Here is a 16,949-nt window from a genome sequence, read left to right on the forward strand (position 1 = left end):
TAGCCCAATATAAAGGCATTACATAGTTTATTTCAATAAATAATTAACATCCATAAGTAGAAAGAAAAAACCCCGGTATTTTATACCTGGGTTTTTTTACTTAAGTTTTTAGATGTTTAGAGCAAGCTTTTACACCTTGTAAATAAACAGGAGGAGAACCATCAGGCAGGAGGGATAACTTGCTTATAAAGGTTGTATACACCAAATAAATTTGCTTTGTATACCCTTTGTCTATACTTGTTTTTTTAGGTATCCAACTCTATGCCCTACCTTTGTACCACAAACATTTAAAACATTATTACATAAATTATTGAGATGAAATCTATTAAGACGAAAAATTGGGAGACATTAATGATAAGTGCGCCAGCAGGCTTTGTTACTTATTTTTTGAAAATGCAGCATCATTTAAAAACAAGTTTTGGTAAAATGAACCTTGAAACCACACAATTCAAACAAATAAGCGATACGGGTTTTAGTTGTAAGGTACATTGGGTGGGCAGCGATGTACACAAGTTGGATAAGATGAAAAATTCTTTGTTCAACCAATTGCCTGATAAAACCCCTGCTCAAGCTAAAGATTTTATAAAATTGAGGCTAAAAAAATAAATACCTGATTTCAGTAATCTGTAAAATATTTTTTCTTACAAATTACTAAGCAAAATTACTAACCCTGAAATAATGAATAATACAAATAAAAAACAAACAGTTTCCCCCCCTCCAAGTGTAGGAATGTTGGGGCAGATGATGTTGTCGGAAGAGGATATGAAGGAGCTATTAGGAGAAGGCAACTTCGACGAACCCCTAAGAGATGATGAATAATTTTACCTTTAGTTTTAACTTTTAATAATTGTTGCCTGCTCTAAAGTTTTGATACTTGAGGGCAGGTTTTTTAATGCCTCTTTGCAGGGTAAAAAATATAAAGAATGCATCAGCTACAGCTTGCTGTGCTGCGCAAGATGGTTGTATTATTAAAATAATATAAAGAGTGTACAAGTACTCAAATAAACTTATATATTTTTTGAAAGAGTGTTGAAAAAATAGGCGGTTAAAAATGCCCAGGTATTTTTGTCCATTCCTAAGAATCAATTTGGACGTTTTTTCGTTTATAAGGAGTATGAAAAAAATACTGCTAACATTGTGGGCGTTTTGTATAACCTGCGCAACATTACAAGCGCAAAACAACAACGAAGAATTGGATATTTTGCAGCCCCCTTTTGAGAATAAATCGTTGCCCAAAATCCCTCGTTTTTTGGAAGTAGGCATCAGTGCCAATGCTTACCGAGGCGATTTGAACCCTTCTTACAGCAAGTGGACCTCCTCTTTTCATATTGCTTACAGGCTCAACCGACACCGTTATTTTAACAGCCGATTTGGTTTCAGCATAGGGTCTGTTACAGGAGAAAACCTGAATTACTCTTTCACCTCTACTGATCCTGAAGAAGACGGCAGACCCAATAACTTTTTTAAATCAAATTTAATTACATTTCACTATGAGCTCCAGTTTAACTTGATCAAAACTTCGCGTTATATGGTATACCTCAGCCAGGGCTTTGGTATTTATCGGTTTTTGGTGAAAAACGACGAAGGAGAAAACCTTCAGGACATTCAAACTTCCCGAGGGAAAAACGAAAACTATAATAACTTTGCGGTTATGTTGCCTACAGGCATTGGTGCTGCCTATCGTTTTGCCAATGGTTATGCCTTGGGCCTACAGGCAAGCATACTCAACCCACAAACCGATTATGTAGACAATATTTCTCAGTTGAGTACCAACAATCGCAATGACAATACCTTGATGTTTAAATTCTTTTTGTGGGCACCACTCAGCAAAATACCTGTAAAAAAGATATCTACCCGTAACAACATCAACTATACCCGGAGCCGGGCCTTGGGCAATTGGTAGATAAAATATATTTTTTGAAGGTTCAAAGCGCAGGAGCGAGAGGAGCCGAATTTGAGTTAGAAGAGTGTAAGGAAAAGCAAAAAAGGTTTGATATTGAGTTGTTTTAACTCAATATTAAACCTTGGTTTGCATCGCTTACCGATGATGGTGATAGGTGTACTACATCATCTTCATTGAATAAGAAGATGTAAATGATTTTTGTGTCAATTTCCAATTTTCCAGAAAGCATTTTTACCGGATAGTTTTTACCACGCTTGTCAATCACTTCCCCGCTTACCTGTTCCTGAAAAGAACGATAACTTACTTTAAAACGTTTCTCTCGCAAATCGATGACGTTTTTATAGTCCGTCTCTATTAAAATATCTACCGACTCGCCAATCAACTCGCCTCTTTTGTAGTTAAACCTTTGGTATATATAGTTATTAACTTTGGTAATGATAAACTTTTCGTTGGTGATCAACAAGCCTGCGTACAAACGGTTGATTACAGTGCGGTAAATCATTAATTCATCAGAAATATTGTTGAGTTTTTGCTCAAATTTATGCACCCAATACTTAGAGTTTTGCAACTCTTTGCGCAAATTGGCTTCGCGTTCCTGGGCATCTTGCGCCTCACTTTCCAAAATAGCCAATAGCTTCTTGTTTCTTTCAGATGCTTTAATGGCAATGATACCAGAAGCAATCCTTTGCGATAAACGCTCTATAAAAGTGACCTCATGGGTTTTGAAAACCTTGAAAGACACCAGCTCTATTATACCCACCATAGCATCGTCCGATTTTACTGGAACAATCAGCACACAACTGGGGTTGCTTTTGCCCAATCCTGAGGTAATATGCACATAACTCTGTGGAACATCGGTCAGTAACATCGTATCACCTTCGCGCCAGGCAGTACCTATGAGCCCATCGCCCAAGTCTACCCTTTTGTTTTTAAATTTGTTACGTTCGTAAGCATAACAAGCCTTAAGTTCCATATAGAGGTCTTCGTCGTTGTCGTCGTTAATCACAAACATACCTCCCTGGCTACTTCCAGTATATTTTACAAGCTGTGCTGTTACCTCAAAAGCTTGTTCTTCGAGGTTGTTAAAGTGATTTCGGTAAATTTCGTTGAAAATAGCAAAACCTTCAGTCTCCCAACGTCGTTCAGCTTCTTTCTGCGAAAACTCTTTCAGTTTGGCGTTTTCGTCTTTAGTAATCTGAATGGTTTGTCTGAGTTGTGTATAGAGGTTTTTAAAATTACGGGCAAGGTTACCTACTTCGTCTTCAGTCTGTACTCCATCCAAACGGTCTTCTTGGTTTTGTAATCCATCAGCAATCGATTTGGTGATTCTGCTGAGCAACTCTATAGGACTTGAAATACTGTGGGTAAAATACCAGGCAACCGCCAGTGACAAAAAGAGCATGACAATAATCACGATAAGAAATACCATCGCCGCCTGCCAAATCAGGTTGTTGGTTCTTTCGTTCACGGTGTCGTGCAAAATGCTCAACTCCAGTTTAATGTCAGCAATAATGTTTTTGAGCTCGCCTCTGATTCCTTCGTTTTCAGTCAGACCAATTTTTATATCAATATTGACAATTTTGGCAAAATACCTTTCATAAGTATTGGCAGTGTTTATGTATGCTTCAAGGCGATTGATTTGTGCAGATGCTGTTTTTGCCAAAGTGTCTATTTGAGACCTTAAGCTTTGTTTAATGCTTCGATTAAGGTTATACAGCTTGTTGGCATACACTAAATCTTTTCGTAGTAGAAAATCTTTTTCGTGACGACGCAGTTTATTAATATCAAACTGACGAAGACTATCTGCTTTTTCAAGTTGATGGGCAGCTATGCGCATTTTATTGATCAACCCATAATCTTTAAAGCCTTTGTATTGTATTTTGAGAGAAAGGTCATTAAACCAACGATTATATTTGGTATGAGACGACCTGATTTTCTTTAGGCTTTTATCAACATTTAATTGGTTAAGCAGAGGGGCTTTTTCAATTTTGGTAATAAGCTTTTTTATCTTCAGCGCATTCTTATTGTATTCAGAAAGGTTTTTACTTTGACCTTTTTGTTTATAGTATGTAATTGACTTGGCGTCTGTCAGTAGGAAGTTTTTTTGGTGATTTTGTACAGTAAGGCTCAAGTTAAGCAAGTCTTTGATTTGAGTTTTCAAAGATTGATACTCGTTACTTTTACGCATATAGTATTGTGAGATCACCACAATAACTCCTGTAAACAGAATGAGTGTTGCAAACGCCAGCAATATTTTATGTCTTACCTTTTTTAGTGTGAAACGCATGGCTTTTTTGCTTTTGGTGTATAATACAACACAAAACGAATGGTTCTGTGTAAAATAGAAGGCGTTACTTTCTAAATCGTATCAATTATTTAAACATCGGAAAAATTATGCCAAAAATAATGATATTTAGTTGTTTTTATCATTAAAAGATACTAAGCAGGTTTTTAACCCAAATATACTTATATTTTGGCGATTGCAAGGGCATTAAACGTAATAAAAACAACTCATACTACTAATAACGTTCAAAACCTGCAAACATGATTGTATTTTTATAAACCTCTGGCATAGCCACCCAAGGTGATGCTTCAAACGGGGTAAAACAACGGCTTTTCGCATTGCTTTGTGTGCTTGAACCCTGCTAAGTACCAAGGCAGAATTAAATATACCTAATGAGTAGGCATAGAGCAGCCATATTATGAATGAGTGCCCCTTACCCGTAGTACCGACATACATCGGTATCTAGGGACTTATAGCTAATTACTTGCTGCTACTTATGGAGTATTAGTCAAAGGCAAAAACAACACAATAGTTGTAGGTGATCAAGTAAATTAATAAACCGCCGAGCAGATAGCTTTGTTTGGCTCAAATTATGGAACCCACCTTGGAAACTATGAACATTCCGATTACATTGCTTCTCAAACTAAGCTTATTGAAATGATTGCACTTTACATAATGGCAGTTTTGTATATACTTGCTGGGGTTTACCACTTTGTGCAACCCAAATTTTATCTTAAAATGATGCCTCCCTATATTCCAGCACATAAACTTATGGTAGACTTAAGTGGTATTGCCGAAGTTGTATTGGGTGTAGGGCTTTTATTTGAACCAACCCGTCACTGGGCAGCCATTGGAGTAGTAGCACTGCTGATAGCGGTATTTCCGGCAAATATTTATATGCTTACTGAAAAAATGGCGGGGCGTAAGTTTAGAAAAATCCCGATTGGTTTTCTATGGTTTCGTTTACCTCTACAATTGGCACTTATTTATTGGGCATACCTATATATCAATAGTCCATAGTATTTAGTCGATAGTCCATAGCTGATTCGAGTAAATGTTCACCTTGTTAAATGCTGTAAACCAGTATTTTATATTAAGATTGTATACTCACTTTATTTTTAAAAGTGTTTCGGTTTTATGCCTAAACACCCAATTAAATAATTTTTAAATTCATAAATGACTGATAACCAGCAAACAAATTTGACTAAAATCACTGAGGAGTATTGATATATATATACTTTGTTAGAATTTTACGCTTAGTTTTGTCCAATGCTGTAGCCAACCTTTTTGCTGTATTCTTTCGAGCATTATAGCAGGCTTATCGGCAAAGTAAGGGGTAGGGCGAAGGATAAGATCAAACAAATCCCCAAAACCCCAGGGAGCCACAAAACTCAAACTATTATCCTTTTGGGCACGCACCCCAATGGCAGTAGCAGTTTCCACCCAATTGCTCAATGCATGATGCAATGATGTATAGGGTACATGCCCCGATTTTTGGTGCATACGTGCTTGGTTTTTCACCGACCAATTTACCTTGGGGAGCTGTTCATAAAGTATACTTTCCAGCTGTTGATCTTGTTTTTTTGATAAATTTCCCTCATCAAAATATACTACATCTACATCGTTTAGCGGAGTACTGGTAGCAAACCCATGGGCGTAGTCCCAATATAAGTTGCGCACAAAACCGGCCGATACATAAAGCAATGCCTGGCCAAAATCATTCTGCACTTCTCTGACCGCAAATAATATGTCTTTTCTTAAAACATCATTATTCATTAGTTGGGTGAGCAATTTTTCGTGGGTAGCAGTAGCCAAATCGTAAAAAAAAGTCTGATTATTTAACATTATTTGTAGAGTACAAACGCCAAAGTATCTTCTTTATCTAATAGTATGACAGAATCTTATAACATTTAATAGTTTTTGTAGTTGTTATATACAACAGAATATTTTTAGCTACCCAATAACTACCTCTAACTTATGAATACTGCTCCAGAAATTGTAAAAGATGTATTAAATATCAACGCTCCAGTATTGCAGCCTGTCAAAGTAGTTTTGCTTAATATGTTTGGGCAAATAGTGTTGAATCAACAAGCACAAGTCAAAAACGGCGTGGCTCAAATACACCTCGCTACTTTGTCTTATGGCACCTATCAGGCACAAATCCATTTAGGTGATAATACCCTTACTCAATTAATTGAAAAAAGGTAAGCTATTTTATTTCACCAAATCTTTGGCATACTTGGTTTGGTTATATAGTTCCTGATGCATAAAAGGGATAAGTGCAAGCACTACTGCTTGTACATAATACTCCTTGCGGTCAATCAAGCCATTGGTCAAAATACCCACTGAACCACTTTGGGTTTTAGAGTCTTTTCGTTGAAATACTATGTCGTCTGCTATCCCAAGCTCATAGCCCTGCTTCACAAGCTCACTTACTTTTGGGGGGAGCATAAACGAGGCTGTTTTGGCAACTCCTTGTTGCTCAGGTGATAGTACCACTATCCAGGCAAAAACCTCCATTGTATTCTGCAAAAAGTCTACACCTCCCTCTATTCCTACCCAATAGTCGGCATCAGGCGTATGTTGTTGAGCGTTGAGCGCCCGATGGTATGCCCCCCGATAAGTTTCCTGGGTATTCATAGGTTGATCACTTACCTCAGAGGGTACATCAATGCCTTGAAAGCAAAAGCTTTCTTGAGGAAAAACCTGCTTGAACCCTGTTTGACTTGCCTCCACTTTTACGGGGTTTTTAGAGGCTACAATAACTTTTTTCATTGAAATGGTTAATTTAATTTTAGAGTATAACGAATAATTTAAACACAGGCACGCACTATTTACAACAGCATTACCACTTACAAAATTAATGATGGTCAATAGTTGAATGCTCTCAAAAGTGCGAAAATGTTATATTGAGCTAGGCTACAACATTTTTTTAGCCGAAATATTGTGTTGGTGTTTGATAATTCGCATAGGTTTTGCAGCTTAGGAACGACAGATAGTTTTTGTTTTTGGGCTAAAATTACCAACTTTGGTTTAATAAACAATCGTGTAAAGTTTTCAATACATGCTTTGTTTGTCAATAGATTTGTGTATTATTAAATAATGAACAAAAAACAGCTTTTGTTTTCGAACTAAATTCTTTCTCAGCTGCTTAACTATTGGGCGGATTGATTAATTGACATAAACATAAACGAGTGAGATACCTGGGTGAAAAAATCTTTGTTTTTACCAATTACCTGTTTCTCAGGGGGTATTGAGGCACTTTTTTCTGTTTGTTTAAGTTTAAATCGAATATTTTTGGTTAAATTCTAGCACAAAAAAAACAAGATTATATTACGACTTTCATAAATTATTTTTTATGATTGTTAATCTTTTTTACTTGTTCTGAATATATTCTTCTACTATTACCCAATTTTGTGATATGTATAATAAAAAGCATACATACTGAAAATTATAAGTAAATTTATATTTCATAAAATTTAGAATATCCGGGAGAAAACTGGTCAGAGGAATGATTAGTTTTGATTAAATCCAACAGAATCAACCAAAGAACAAAAACTTTTATTTAAAACATTTAAAAAATCAGATTGATAGACTGATAAATTTACTTTCCAAAATTTTCACATGGAGATGAATAATGTTACTTATTACTTTTCTATAGATACAGGAGGCACATTTACAGACTGTATTGCACGTGATTCATCAGGCAATGAATACCGTAGAAAAGTATTGAGTAATAGCACACTTAGAGGCAATATTATCAAGCAGATAGATGCCAAGACTTTAAAAGTACGAGAAACCTGGAGCCTCAAAAAAGACATTATCAAAGGGTATGAGTTCAGGGTTTTGCAACAAGACCACCCCAAGGTACTCGTAGAGCGTTTTGACATAGAAAAAGAACTACTTGTGCTTTCTCAACCGCTTGATTTCGACTTAGTCAACCGCAGTTTTGAAATTACTGCCTACGAAGAAGCCCCCATCTTAGCTGTTCGTTTGATTACTCAAACCTCCCTTGACGATACTTTACCCCCTATACACATGAAGCTGGGCTCTACCAAGGGCACCAATGCTTTGTTAGAAAATAAGGGGGCTAAAATTGTGTTTTTTGTAACTAAAGGCTTCAAAGATTTACTCAAAATAGGTACTCAACAACGCCCCGATATATTTGCTATGCGTGTAGAAAAACCTGCCCCGCTACACTACAAAGTAGTAGAGGTAGAAGAGCGCCTGTCGGCAAATGGAGAAGTACTGATGTCATTGGTATTGCCTGATACCAAAATATTAGAAGAGCTCAAGAGCGAAGGAATCACATCGGCAGCAGTGGCTTTGATGAATTCCTATAAAAATCCTGCACATGAGCAACAGGTCAAACAGTTTTTGTTAGAACATGGATTTGCCGATGTGTCAGTTTCTACTGAGTTATCATCGTTGATCAAGTTTTTGCCTCGTGCCGAAACCACCGTAGTCAACGCTTATTTATCTCCGGTAATCAACAATTACCTGAGCAACATTGCCAAAACTCTGCAGGTAGTCAAAGAAGACCCAAGCAAGGACGTAGTACAATTGTTAGATAGTTCTTATTTGCAGGTAATGACAAGCGCCGGAAGCCTGGTGCAATCTCAAAGCTTTCAGCCTAAAGACAGTTTGCTGAGTGGACCAGCAGGAGGAGTAGTGGGGGCGTCTACCATTGGAAAACTATCAGGGCATAATCGCCTCATTACCTTTGACATGGGAGGTACCAGTACTGATGTGGCACGTTATGACAATGAATTTGACTATAGGTTTGACCTTAAAATAGGAGATGCTTATATATTTAGCCCAGCCCTGGCCATTGAGTCGGTAGCAGCGGGTGGCGGCTCGTTATGCTATTTTGATGGATTCAAGTTATGTGTAGGTCCCGAAAGCGCAGGAGCTTTTCCCGGACCAGCTTGTTATGGTGCTGGCGGGCAACTGACTATTACTGATATACATTTACTTTTGGGGCGTTTAGATGCCCGACAGTTTGGTATTCCAGTGTTTCAGGATGAGGCCGAGAAGCAGCTCAATATTTTGGTAGAACAGATTGAGCTCCAAACCAAAGAAAGTAGAAACGATGAAGATATCTTACGGGCTTTTTGCGAATAGCCAATGAAATAATGGCAGGAGCCATCAAAAAAATATCTGTAGCCAAAGGCTATGACCCCAGCGAATATGGTTTAGTGGCTTTTGGTGGGGCAGGTGGTTTGCATGTATGTGGCATTGCCGAGTTGCTCAATATTAATACAATTCTTATCCCTCAAGATGCAGGCTTGCTGAGTGCTTATGGCATAGGGGCTGCTTTGCTGGAGCGTTTTGCCGAAAAGCAGTTGCTTACCTCAGTACAAAGTTTTTTTGGAGAAAAAGAAGTCGCTTTGCAGCAACTGTTTGACCAACTTGAGTCAGAAGCTTTTAACGAGGTAAAAGACGAAGGTATTCCTGCCAATAATATTGAAATTCGTCAACGCATTGCTTATTTGCGTTTCAAAGGACAAGATGCCAGTCTTGATATACCTTTGACCAATGACAAAGCCAGCATAGAGACTATAGTAGAGCACTTCCGTAAAAAATACGAAAACATTTATGGGCATTGGGTGTCCAACCGTGAGATAGAGGTAGAATCTATCCGGGTAATTGCTTCGGTAAAATCTGGCTTGGAAACAAATGAACTTCCTAAGCCTAATGTTTATGTGCCCGAACCTTCGCATTATATTAAATCATTTATAGACGATAAGTGGAGAAAAGCACCGGTATATCTCCGCGAAAACCTGCAAAAAGGCGCCACTATTGAAGGATTTGGCTTGGTGCTCGACAAGCACAGCACCACGGTGATAGAAGAAGATTGGGTATTCACTATAGATGCTCAGGGCACAGGTATTATTACGCGCAAAAAACGAGTAAAACGACCCGGAGGCTACTTCAGAATCTCGGAATACATGAGCGAAGAAATAGAGCTGGAGCTTTTCACTAACCGCTTTATGTCTATTGCCGAAAACATGGGAGCCATGCTTCAGCGCACATCTTTATCGGTCAATGTAAAAGAACGTTTAGATTTTTCTTGTGCCTTGTTAGACGCTAAAGGTGAGTTAGTGGCCAATGCGCCTCATATTCCAGTACACCTTGGTAGCCTGGGGGTATGCGTCAGAAGCGTGCTCAAATCGGGGGTTATGTTGCAAGACGGTGATACTATCATTACCAACCATCCCAAGTTTGGTGGTTCTCACTTGCCCGATGTTACGCTCATTACTCCAGTATATTCAGAGTATCGCCGTTTGATCGGGTATGTAGTAAACCGAGCGCATCATTCAGAAATAGGAGGAATAAGGCCGGCATCTATGCCTCCTGATGCCAAAAACCTTTCTGAAGAGGGGGTGGTCATTGACCCATTCTTTTTGGTGAAAGGTGGGAAAGTTAACTGGAAAGAAATCAGGCATGTACTTGAAAATGCCGATTACCCTACCCGTTCTATCGAAGAAAACCTGGCAGACCTCAACGCTGCCCTTGCCGCCAACCGCAGTGGTGAGAAAGCATTGAAAAAACTGGTGAAATCTCATGGGTTTGACAAAGTGCAGTTATATATGAATATGCTCAAGCTCAATGCCTTTAACAACATGGGAGAAACGCTGAACAAAATTCCTAATGGAATCTATACTGCGGAAGAGTTTTTAGACGATGGAACACCTTTGCGGGTAAGTGTAGAGGTAAAAAACAGTAGTTGTACCATTGATTTTAAAGGTTCGGGAGGAGTACACAAAGGAAATCTGAATGCCAACCCAGCCATCGTCAATAGTGTGGTGATTTATGTGCTACGCTTGTTGCTGGATAAAAGTATGCCGTTAAACGATGGTATTTTGACACCAATCAGGATCAATATACCAGAAGGCACCATTTTGAACCCTCATTTTCCTGATGATATTACCCAATGCCCTGCTGTAGTAGGAGGCAATGTAGAAACCAGTCAACGTTTGACCGATACTTTACTAAAAGCATTTGGAGTAATGGCTTGTAGTCAGGGAACAATGAATAATGTACTGTTTGGTAACCAAAACTTTGGTTATTATGAAACTATTTGTGGAGGATGTGGCGCAGGTGCCTCATTTGATGGTACCTCAGCGGTACACCACCACATGACCAATACCCGTATCACCGACCCCGAAATTTTTGAGCACCGTTACCCGGTAAGGCTCGATAGGTTCGAGATAAGAGCAGGCTCAGGTGGTCAAGGAAAATTTAAAGGAGGTGATGGTATTATCAGAGAAATTACTTTCTTAGAGCCCGTATCTTTGTCAGTGCTTACCCAGCACCGTAGCGAGCGCCCCTATGGTTTAGAAGGTGGCGAAGAAGGGCAGTGTGGGGAGCAATATATAGAGCGTAAAAATGAGCAAGGTAAGGTAGAACGGGTTTTGCTGGCAGGCATCGATGGTTTAGATGTAAATGCAGGCGATAAATTGGTAATTAAAACTCCCGGAGGTGGAGGTTTTGGTAAAACAGAGTCTTAGAGCTTGTTTAAACTTTCGCATTTAGCGTAATTTTCGATGAATTTTAAAAAAGCTCTTAGAAAAACGTATACATAAAATACTTTATAATCAATAGTGTAAGGAGGTCATTTTGTCCTCCTTTTTTTAATTCTTTAATTCAAAGGTGTCAAACCTTCTTGTTTGTCCAGCCCCTGGCCTCTGTTGCCATATTTTTTTAGTAACTTTCTTAAGTATTCAATGCCGTAATTACCCACCCTGGTAATCATATTATAGGCTTCTTCATCGTCTAGCCCTTCTACCTCACGTATTACTTTTAGGCAAGTCCAACTATGATATAAGGTAAAAGCTACCCCAAATAGTTGGTCGTTGATACGTAGTAAATCTTCATAAAACTCTGGTATTCTGTAGATGGGTACCTCCATAATAGGAGCCACTACCTGAATATAAGCGCGCTTTTCCCGGTCTATATGCCACACATCTATCCATACGGTAATATCACCCCGTTTGAGGTCCCAATGACCCTCGGTGTCTTTAGAGCGGCAATTCACCGGATCAACCCCCAAACGGTGTATACAGTTCTCAACAATACCATAGTAGTATTTAAGATTATTTTTCATAAAGAATTTTATTAATTCAGATGTCAATGTATAAAATTATGAGGAATGATCGAAACATAGAACTTGGGTATTTCGCAAGAGGGATAGAGCGGCGTTTACGGGAAAGGTATCGCCTGATAAGGTGATTGCTGCTGTTGAAGAAGGTCATAAGTTGAATCATTGCTTGGTCTAAAAACGAAAAGAGCGCTGGAAAAGTTATGCCTGAATGGAGAGTTTTATTTAGCAAAACAGCGTACATACCAACAAAGCCTTGCCTGATATAAAATATCGGGCAAGGTGGTTTAAACAAGCCCTTATTCCTTTATCCAAATCATTAGGCTTTTGCCCTTGAGTTTCAGCGAGTGAACTTTGTTACCTAAGAGGTTTTTACCTACCCCTTTTTTGAGCTGTACTTGTTGGGTATTGGCAACGGGTTTCCATTGGCCAGCCGGCAAAGTTACCTCTGTAAAAGTATAAGGCTGAGCACCTACATTGAGCAATACCAACACCTTTTTATCTACCAAATAACCTAATACATCTTCGCGGTTTTTGGGGGCAAACCATTGGTAATACCCCTCAGGCACTGCCTTTGCCACCCTAAATACTTTGCCTGTTTCTGAAAGCCTCAAAGTGTTCATTCCTTGCCAAAAGGCATACATATTTTGGTAATCATTCTTGTTTTGGCCTCTAGGCTTTTGCCCTACGGTTTGCCATAAAAAATGATTGGCGTTGCGGTGGTTATAAGTATCGCGGTAGCCGTGCATATATACTTTGTACCCTGCTTTGGTTTGTTTCACTACTTCCTTGAGTGGGGCAACAGCTTTGCTTCGCATGATCTCCGATCCTCCGTGGGTCACAATAGGTCCTAGCGTAGTATAGAGCAAAGTTACGGCTATTTTATACGCTGCCTCGTCTACCTCATATCTGCCATCAAAGTTTTTCCCAAACTGATCGGCCAAGGCAAAATTATCGTGAATATCAAGGTAACTAATGCCACTCAAGGGCGTTTTGTCATCAGTAAACTGGTTGGCGAGCCCCTTCATTACATTGGCGCGTTCGCTAAATTTACCTCCTGCCCAGCCCCGATCTTTTTTGGGATCTTTCAGTTCAAACACGGGTCCTTTGAAAGCATTGCGCAACTCGTCCTGAAAAAAAGTAATGGGGGCATCCTCCTTGTACCAATCCCAATCGGGGTTGTTTTCAAAGTGAGGGTCATTCGAGCCAATCCAAGCCTCACCATATACAATCTTATCAGGGTCAATGGCAGCCTTGAGCGCTATCAGGGTTTGCTGGTCTATTTGTCCGGCAAGGTCAATCCTAAAACCATCAATCCCAAACTCTTTGATATAATGTTGGCACTGGTCAATTAGCCAGCGTTGCACCATCGGTCGGTTTTCTGTTTTTACCTCGTTGCCGTAGGCGCCAATATGCTTAAAGTTTTTGGTGCGATAGTAATACTGCTTGCCCAAAGCGTTGAAATGAAAGTTCCAGAAGTTTCCGTCCATATTTTCGGCGGTGTGGTTGGGCACAATATCTATAATCACGGCAATGCCCTTGTCGTGAAAAGCCTGCACCAAATCTCTAAACTCTTCGCGTTCTTTGCCTGGCTCGCTGCCCTTACTGCGGTAACGCGACTCTACCGCAAAAGCGTGAGAAGTACGGTAGCCCCACTGATAGTTTTCATGGCTTATTCCCTGTGCCTTCATATAAGCATCGTTGCCAAAAGAGGCTTGCCAGTCTTTGGTCGGAAAATGCAAATACTCTTGTACCGGCATCAGGTGCACGGTGTTGATGCCCAAGTCGAGCAAATAATCAAACCCTATTTTTTTGCCCCGTTTGTTGCGTAGCCCAGGGGTTATCATGGCCTTGAACGTTCCCTTATGGGCGCGTTTTACGGGCAACAAGTCAGTGAAGTCTTGTACGTGTACCTCATACGCAATCACGTCTTCCATTGCCGGAATTCCATTTTTGAGCGGGGTAGCGGGTTGAGTGCGTCGCCAGATCCTGGTTTTGCCCCAGGTGTCGTCGCTTACCCTGGCATAAGGGTCGCTGATGTGCACGGGGTTGGTTTCATAAAAATGATTGCCTGGCTCTTGGGCACCGTGTACAGTAAAGTCATAATACACCCCATGCAAATCTTCAGGGATGATGATCTCCCACACTCCATTTGGGTCTTGTTGGAGGTTTTCTACCCGATAGGCTTTTTTGTCTAGCCTGCCCTTATACAAGTAAAGCTTGACTTGATCGGCACGGGGCGAAAAAATTCTGATGCTGGTTTTGCCCTGATCAATATTGGCGCCTAGCTCTTTGGTAGAAAAAGCCTCGCGAAACCAGCCATCAAACGAGCAATGGGTTTTGAGCTTAAGCGAAGGAATTTCTAAAAAATATACCCGTTTTTTGTTCAGTACTTTAGCAGGAGTGATAAGGGTAGAGCGGGCGCCATTGGGCAATACGCCTGCTATTGGAATAACCTTGCCTTGGGCATCGGTCAGGCGATAGTCTTGGGGGCGCAAAGGGCGTTTGGGGGCTTTTACCTCTGCCCATATCAGGCAGTTGCTCCTGATTTCAGCTTTGAGCCCTAGTTGGGTACTTTGGAGCATAAACACCAGGTCACTGCCTTTTTTATTCTTAGCTTTTGCCGGGGGATTTAGCCATTCACCCTTATTTATCCTAAACTTAAACTTTGTATTGGGGCCAATGACCTTAAAGTCGCTGTTGTCAAAAGTAAGCAACCATTGTTGCCCGGTTTTTTTAAGTTGCCATTGTTCCAGGTCCTTGTCCCACTTTCTAAACTCCCCCGTCACCACTACTCTTTGTGGTTTGACCTGATAAAGAGTTTCATCGAATATAAAAGTAGTATGATCGCCAAAAACGGCATAGCCTTGTTGTTTTTGCACACCAGTAAACGATTGGGCAAACAGCCAAGGGCTTATAAACATATAAAATAATAAAGTATGAAATGCAGTGATATTTTTCATGAATGGTGTAATTGCTTTTTTACCTCGAATATACATAACAGAAGCTTTGATTGAAATATAGAAGAACACTTAGCAGAGTTTTATTCAATAGAGTGGCAGTATTTAACAAAATAATGAAAGGCGAAACTAATACCGATGAATTTTTTATTTTAGCTTTTAATGTAGTGTATGTTTTGGTTAGAAAAAGCATCGTATGGAAGATAAGCAATGTCAAACCGAAGAAGTATTATCAACTCCCTTAAGCATCAGCTTGTATATATTATGGGTAGCGTTTTGGGCATTGATGATGTATTATGATTATACCCATATAGTCCCTTATCTATACAATACTTCCTCTTTTTGGTTCAACGCTGGGTTGTATGGCGAACCATACTCTTTGGTGTGGGTATTGTCTATGTTTGCGGCATTATTTGCAGTAGCTCCTTTGCGCCAAGGCAAAATGTTGGGTTTGTTGGGAGGCGTATTGTTTGTGGTAGTACTTCTGAAGCCGTTTACAATAGCAGAAGTTCCCCGTCAAACAGCAAAGGGCTTTATCGTAACACATCAAGTATTGCTAGAGCAAATTGTACAAGCCCATGCTCAACCAAAAGCATCGCAAACAATTGATATGAATAGAGAAGTAACACGCCTGGGCTTTGATAATTTTTATGTGAGCAATGGCTTATATCACTTTTCATCTTTGGCAGGGGTGGGCGAGAGCGCGGGGTTTTTATGGGCACAAGGAGATTTAGTTTGCCCATATAGATATTGCCAAAAAGTAGCAAAAAATTGGTATGTTTACTCTACAGATTAAACTTTACTTGATTTATCACAATGACCAACCAACCAAACTTTTCCTTATTCAAGTTCAAACACTCGTTGCGGGTGCGTTGGGCAGAAGTAGACCCCCAGCAAGTGGTGTTTAACGGGCACTACTTGACCTATTTTGATGTGGCTTTTACTGAGTACTTTCGCGCGTTGGGACTTACCTATCCTGATGGACTCAAGCAATACAATTGTGACATGTATGTGCGCAAAACCACCATTGAGTACCACGCGCCAGCACGGTTCGACAACGAATTAACCATTTATGTGCGTACTTCAAGCATTGGCAATACCAGCATTACCATTCAAATGGAGATTACCTGCCAGCAACAACACCTTATCAGCGGAACACTTATTTATGTAAATGTAGATGTTCAAACTCAACGCCCCATGACACTGCCTCAAGGTGTACGCGAGGTGTTTGAGCGTTATGACAATTTGACCACATAAAACGAATTTTACCAAATGCTAGTTTAGTAACGTGCTCAAAATAAGTTTCTGGTTTTTGGGGCAAATACGCACAATTGACTGAGGCATTTAGGGAAGCGAAAAAAATAACTTCCTTGACTTCTATTTTTGGCATACGGAATTAGGGTTGTGCGAAGTTTTTAAAATTATTGATATACAAACATTTATGCATAAATCAAGAGGTTTATTGTAGGGGCAATCCCTTGCTGTAATGCAATGGAAGTTCGCGATTTATCGGAATGGTCGCCCTAGCGAAGGAGTGCATACGCCGGCGGAAAGAAAGGCGCTGTTGGTCAGACACGACGCAAATGAGTATACTGTTTCAAAGTACAAGTGTGTATGCCATTTTTTTAAGTTGGGTAATTAATTACTTTCTTATCCCTTAGCCTTTGGCAGAGCTCGGCAAAGCGAAGCTTTAGCCAT

At 39.8% G+C, this 16,949-nt stretch carries 14 protein-coding genes; 9 read left to right on the forward strand and 5 right to left on the reverse strand.

From position 1 onward, the window contains the following. Positions 1–315 precede the first annotated feature (315 nt). The 3 genes from M23134_RS01575 (at position 316) to M23134_RS01585 (ending at position 1,903) form a co-directional block, all read left to right on the forward strand. A complete protein-coding gene (locus M23134_RS01575) occupies positions 316–606 on the forward strand; it encodes a hypothetical protein (RefSeq protein WP_157558290.1) in 291 nt (96 codons plus the stop codon). 72 nt (positions 607–678) lie between these two features. Further along, the gene (locus M23134_RS40855) at positions 679–819 is read left to right on the forward strand and encodes a hypothetical protein (RefSeq protein WP_002693220.1); all 141 of its coding nucleotides are present in this window, start codon (positions 679–681) and stop codon (positions 817–819) included. Between the two features lie 295 nt (positions 820–1,114). Continuing rightward, positions 1,115–1,903, forward strand: a complete 789-nt coding sequence (locus M23134_RS01585) for a hypothetical protein (RefSeq protein WP_002693224.1) — start codon at positions 1,115–1,117, stop codon at positions 1,901–1,903. Positions 1,904–2,006: 103 nt separating this feature from the next. Here M23134_RS01585 and M23134_RS01590 read toward each other — a convergent pair whose 3' ends face one another. Further along, positions 2,007–4,190 carry a GAF domain-containing protein gene (locus M23134_RS01590; RefSeq protein WP_002693230.1) on the reverse strand — a complete coding sequence of 728 codons (2,184 nt, stop codon included), beginning with the start codon at positions 4,188–4,190 and terminating at the stop codon, positions 2,007–2,009. Between the two features lie 654 nt (positions 4,191–4,844). Here M23134_RS01590 and M23134_RS01595 point away from each other — a divergent pair. After that, positions 4,845–5,207, forward strand: coding sequence for a DoxX family protein (locus M23134_RS01595; RefSeq protein WP_002693232.1), 363 nt, complete (start codon positions 4,845–4,847; stop codon positions 5,205–5,207). A 222-nt stretch (positions 5,208–5,429) separates the two neighbouring features. Here M23134_RS01595 and M23134_RS01600 read toward each other — a convergent pair whose 3' ends face one another. Further along, the gene (locus M23134_RS01600) at positions 5,430–6,032 is read right to left on the reverse strand and encodes a nucleotidyltransferase family protein (RefSeq protein ID WP_002693234.1); all 603 of its coding nucleotides are present in this window, start codon (positions 6,030–6,032) and stop codon (positions 5,430–5,432) included. Positions 6,033–6,164: 132 nt separating this feature from the next. On the opposite strand from M23134_RS01600, the gene M23134_RS01605 reads away from it, so the two are divergent. Next, on the forward strand, positions 6,165–6,395 hold the full coding sequence (locus M23134_RS01605; RefSeq protein WP_002693236.1) for a T9SS type A sorting domain-containing protein: 231 nt from the start codon (positions 6,165–6,167) through the stop codon (positions 6,393–6,395). 6 nt (positions 6,396–6,401) lie between these two features. Here the strand turns inward: M23134_RS01605 and yjjX are convergent, their stop codons facing one another. Beyond that, the gene (yjjX, locus tag M23134_RS01610; RefSeq protein ID WP_002693238.1) at positions 6,402–6,962 is read right to left on the reverse strand and encodes an inosine/xanthosine triphosphatase; all 561 of its coding nucleotides are present in this window, start codon (positions 6,960–6,962) and stop codon (positions 6,402–6,404) included. Between the two features lie 849 nt (positions 6,963–7,811). Between yjjX and M23134_RS41980 the strand changes: the two genes are divergently transcribed. Beyond that, complete coding sequence (locus tag M23134_RS41980; RefSeq protein WP_002693239.1) at positions 7,812–9,311, forward strand: hydantoinase/oxoprolinase family protein; 1,500 nt, start codon at positions 7,812–7,814, stop codon at positions 9,309–9,311. Positions 9,312–9,322: 11 nt separating this feature from the next. After that, positions 9,323–11,701, forward strand: coding sequence for a hydantoinase B/oxoprolinase family protein (locus M23134_RS41985; RefSeq protein ID WP_053337221.1), 2,379 nt, complete (start codon positions 9,323–9,325; stop codon positions 11,699–11,701). Positions 11,702–11,832: 131 nt separating this feature from the next. On the opposite strand, the gene M23134_RS01620 is transcribed toward M23134_RS41985, so the two are convergent. Together M23134_RS01620 and M23134_RS01625 are read right to left on the reverse strand one after the other, a co-directional pair. Then, on the reverse strand, positions 11,833–12,297 hold the full coding sequence (locus M23134_RS01620) for a YbjN domain-containing protein (protein ID WP_002693243.1): 465 nt from the start codon (positions 12,295–12,297) through the stop codon (positions 11,833–11,835). Positions 12,298–12,590: 293 nt separating this feature from the next. Beyond that, on the reverse strand, positions 12,591–15,254 hold the full coding sequence (locus M23134_RS01625) for an alpha-amylase family glycosyl hydrolase (RefSeq protein ID WP_198144960.1): 2,664 nt from the start codon (positions 15,252–15,254) through the stop codon (positions 12,591–12,593). A 193-nt stretch (positions 15,255–15,447) separates the two neighbouring features. On the opposite strand from M23134_RS01625, the gene M23134_RS01630 reads away from it, so the two are divergent. Both M23134_RS01630 and M23134_RS01635 read left to right on the forward strand, forming a co-directional pair. Then, positions 15,448–16,047 (forward strand): hypothetical protein, encoded by a 600-nt coding sequence (locus tag M23134_RS01630; RefSeq protein WP_002693247.1) that lies wholly within the window; start codon positions 15,448–15,450, stop codon positions 16,045–16,047. Positions 16,048–16,067: 20 nt separating this feature from the next. Continuing rightward, positions 16,068–16,508 carry an acyl-CoA thioesterase gene (locus M23134_RS01635; protein ID WP_002693249.1) on the forward strand — a complete coding sequence of 147 codons (441 nt, stop codon included), beginning with the start codon at positions 16,068–16,070 and terminating at the stop codon, positions 16,506–16,508. Positions 16,509–16,949 lie beyond the last annotated feature (441 nt).

Origin of the sequence: Microscilla marina ATCC 23134 (genome assembly GCF_000169175.1) — a bacterium.
Classification (GTDB): Bacteria; Bacteroidota; Bacteroidia; order Cytophagales; family Microscillaceae; genus Microscilla; species Microscilla marina.

Excerpts from the sequence above, each read along its gene's own strand:
- M23134_RS01635 (WP_002693249.1), top strand. The coding sequence starts at position 16,068 with ATGACCAACCAACCAAACTTTTCCTTATTCAAGTTCAAACACTCGTTG.
- M23134_RS01595 (WP_002693232.1), top strand. The coding sequence starts at position 4,845 with ATGATTGCACTTTACATAATGGCAGTTTTGTATATACTTGCTGGGGTT.
- M23134_RS01620 (WP_002693243.1), bottom strand. The coding sequence starts at position 12,297 with ATGAAAAATAATCTTAAATACTACTATGGTATTGTTGAGAACTGTATA.
- M23134_RS01630 (WP_002693247.1), top strand. The coding sequence starts at position 15,448 with ATGGAAGATAAGCAATGTCAAACCGAAGAAGTATTATCAACTCCCTTA.
- M23134_RS01600 (WP_002693234.1), bottom strand. The coding sequence starts at position 6,032 with ATGTTAAATAATCAGACTTTTTTTTACGATTTGGCTACTGCTACCCAC.
- M23134_RS40855 (WP_002693220.1), top strand. The coding sequence starts at position 679 with ATGAATAATACAAATAAAAAACAAACAGTTTCCCCCCCTCCAAGTGTA.
- M23134_RS01575 (WP_157558290.1), top strand. The coding sequence starts at position 316 with ATGAAATCTATTAAGACGAAAAATTGGGAGACATTAATGATAAGTGCG.
- M23134_RS41980 (WP_002693239.1), top strand. The coding sequence starts at position 7,812 with ATGGAGATGAATAATGTTACTTATTACTTTTCTATAGATACAGGAGGC.
- M23134_RS41985 (WP_053337221.1), top strand. The coding sequence starts at position 9,323 with ATGGCAGGAGCCATCAAAAAAATATCTGTAGCCAAAGGCTATGACCCC.
- M23134_RS01625 (WP_198144960.1), bottom strand. The coding sequence starts at position 15,254 with ATGAAAAATATCACTGCATTTCATACTTTATTATTTTATATGTTTATA.
- M23134_RS01585 (WP_002693224.1), top strand. The coding sequence starts at position 1,115 with ATGAAAAAAATACTGCTAACATTGTGGGCGTTTTGTATAACCTGCGCA.
- M23134_RS01590 (WP_002693230.1), bottom strand. The coding sequence starts at position 4,190 with ATGCGTTTCACACTAAAAAAGGTAAGACATAAAATATTGCTGGCGTTT.
- yjjX (WP_002693238.1), bottom strand. The coding sequence starts at position 6,962 with ATGAAAAAAGTTATTGTAGCCTCTAAAAACCCCGTAAAAGTGGAGGCA.
- M23134_RS01605 (WP_002693236.1), top strand. The coding sequence starts at position 6,165 with ATGAATACTGCTCCAGAAATTGTAAAAGATGTATTAAATATCAACGCT.